The organism is Trebonia sp. (genome assembly GCF_049794275.1).
Lineage (GTDB): Bacteria > Actinomycetota > Actinomycetes > Streptosporangiales > Streptosporangiaceae > Trebonia.
The window spans coordinates 1-2,760 of the sequence record NZ_JBARCR010000371.1 but is presented as its reverse complement, the minus strand read 5'-3'; the positions used below and the strand labels follow the sequence as shown (position 1 = coordinate 2,760).

The window sequence follows — 2,760 nt, the reverse complement described above, 5'->3', positions numbered from 1 at the left end:
CGCGCCAGGTGTTCAGGTGCGGCGGGCGGCTCCGGCCGTCCTTGGCGAGGGTGGTCGGGACTTCCACGATCTTCTGGTGCGCGAGGGCGGACTTCACGATCATCTCGCTGGCGAACTCCATGCCGGTCGCCTGCAGGCCGAGCCTGATCGCGCTGTCGCGCCGGAAGCCGCGCAGGCCGCAGTTGACATCGCCGATGTTGGAGCGGAAGAACAGCCGGCCGATGAACGAGAGCACCGGGGTCCCGAGGTAGCGGTGCAGCGGTGGCATCGCGCCGGGCGCTATCCCGCCCTTGAACCGGTTGCCCATCACCAGGTCGGCGCCGTTGCGGAGCTCGGTCACGAACGGCATCAGGTTGCTGAAGTCGTAGCTGTCGTCGGCGTCGCCCATGATCACGTACTCGCCGCGGGCCGCCAGGATGCCGCCCATCAGGGCATTGCCGTAGCCCTTGTCCTGGATGTCGACGACCCGGGCGCCGGCGTCCCTGGCGAGCTGCTGGCTGCCGTCGGTGCTCCCGTTGTCGGCGACCACCACCTCGCCGCTGATGCCGCTGTCCGCGATGAATTTCACGGCTTTGCGCACGCAAGTTGCCACCGTCTCCGCCTCATTGAGGCACGGCATCACGACGGTCAGTTCCACGCGGACTCCCCGCTATGTTCGACACTTCTTTACCAGTTACCCGCGCCCAGGCGAGTAGCCGCATCGGATTACCTACTACCTTGTACAGCGGGTGCACTGCCTGGAGAGCGCCTGCCCGGCACAAGGAGGATACGGGCTTGAAGGTACTACCTACGGGCGTCCAGCGCGCATTGGCGGGAAACAAACTATTCGTCATCCTGATGATTCCGGCCGCGCTGCTCCGTATCGACGCCGAGCTTGGGTACCGCTGGCAGTCCTGGTTCAACGACTCGTGGAACTATGTGGACACCGCGGTCACGCTGAACCTGGACCCGACCAGGCCGTCCGGCTATTCCTTCTACCTGTGGGTGCTCAAGCCCTTCCACAGCTTCGCGCTCGTCACGGTGTCACAGCACATCATGGGCCTGCTGGTCGCCGTGATGATGTACGCGCTCGCCAGGCACCGGTTCGGCACGCCGAAGTGGCTCGCGGCGGTCATGACGCTGCCGGTGCTCTACGACGGGTTCGAGATCCAGCTCGAGCACCTGATCTTGTCCGACACGCTGTTCCTGTTCCTGGCCATGCTGGCGGTCCTGGTGCTGCTGTGGTCGCCGCTGCCGCCGCTGCGTGCCGCCGGGGGCGCCGGGGGCGCTCAGGTGCCGTGGTGGCGGTCGTCCTGGGCGCGCTGCGCGCTGGCCGGGGCGCTGGTCGGGGTGTCCGCGATCGTCAGGACCACCGGGCTGCCGCTGATCCCCGTCTTCGCCGTTTACCTGCTGCTGTGCTTTGGCATGAGCCGGGCCGGCTGGCGGACGCTGGTCTCTGGCGTCGTCGCCTTCGTGGTGCTGGCCGTCGCGCCGGTGGCCGGCTACGCCGGCTGGTACGACCTCCAGCACGGCGCGTTCAACACGAGCGAATCGACCGGCGTGTTCCTCTACTCGCGGGTGATGACGTTCGCCGACTGCGCCAAGATGCAGCTGTCGCCGGACCTGCTGTCGCTGTGCACGACGGTGCCGCCGGCCCAGCGGCCGGTCGCGCAGGCGTACATCTGGACGGCCGCGAGCCCGCTGCACCGGTTCCCGGCGCCGGTGTTCTCCGCGCTGCCTAACTCGCTGGCCCAGCAGTTCGCGATCAAGGCCATCGAGGCCCAGCCTGCGGCGTACGCCCGCGCGGTGTTCGACGACACCTGGCGGTCGTTCGACTGGTCGCGGTCGGTCTTCCCCAACGCGGAGACCTACGACGAGTACCTGTTCGGATATCAGTCGGTGCCGATATCCAGCGGGCACCCCGTGCCCGGCTACTCGTCGTCCGCCGCCGCGTACCTGGCGGGCGGCAACCCGCTGACCGCCGTGGTCAACCCGTTCGCCAGCGCCATCCGGGTCTACCAGCGGTACGTCTGGCTGCCCGGCACGGTCTACGGCCTGCTGCTGCTGGCCGGCCTCGGCGCGATCGTGGCCGGCAGGCGGCGGGTGAGCGTGGACGCGCTGCTGCCGTGGGTGAGCTCCGTGGCGCTGATCGTGGTGCCCGCCGCGACGGCCGAGTTCGACTACCGCTACGTGACGACGGCGGTTCCGTTCGCCTGCCTCGCCCTCGCGATCGCGTTCGGACGGCGGCCCGTCCCTGCTCCGGTCGCCACGCCGGACGCAGAGACCTCACCGGTCAACGGCACGAGCGTCCCATCTGGCGGCGCGACGGGCCTCCCGCGCAGCGTCCCTGGCGGCGGCTCTGGCAACGGCACGGTCCAGTCCGGCCACGACGAGCGTGATTTCGCCCCGGACACCTCCTGACGCTCCGGGCGCCCCCGCTGGGTGAACCGGGTTAGCCGGGTCCGCCCACTCCGCGAGCTCGGCCAGCGTGCCGCGCCTGATCTCCTCGTGCACTTTGGTCAGCTCCCGGCAGACGACCGCGGCGCGGTCGTCGCCGTGTGACCGCCGCAGTTCCTGCAGGGTGGCGGCGAGCCGCCGCGGCGACTCGAAGAACACCTGCGTGCGGGTGTCCGCCGCGAGCTCGGCGAACCTCCGCTCCCGCTCGCCCGGCTTGCGCGGCGGGAAGCCCTCGAAGCAGAACCTGTCGGTGGGCAGCCCGGAGACGGCGAGCGCGGTGACCACCGCGGACGGCCCTGGCACGGCGGTCACCCGGATCCCGGC

2 protein-coding genes are annotated in these 2,760 nt (G+C 69.8%); both read right to left on the bottom strand.

Annotated features, from left to right (window positions below; all coding sequences use genetic code 11):
- The coding region (locus tag WA805_RS10155) for a glycosyltransferase family 2 protein (RefSeq protein ID WP_425242217.1) at nucleotides 1-637 on the bottom strand (637 nt) is incomplete at its 3' end.
- Between the two features lie 1,628 nt (nucleotides 638-2,265).
- The coding region (gene rsmI, locus WA805_RS10150) for a 16S rRNA (cytidine(1402)-2'-O)-methyltransferase (protein WP_425242216.1) at nucleotides 2,266-2,760 on the bottom strand (495 nt) is incomplete at its 5' end.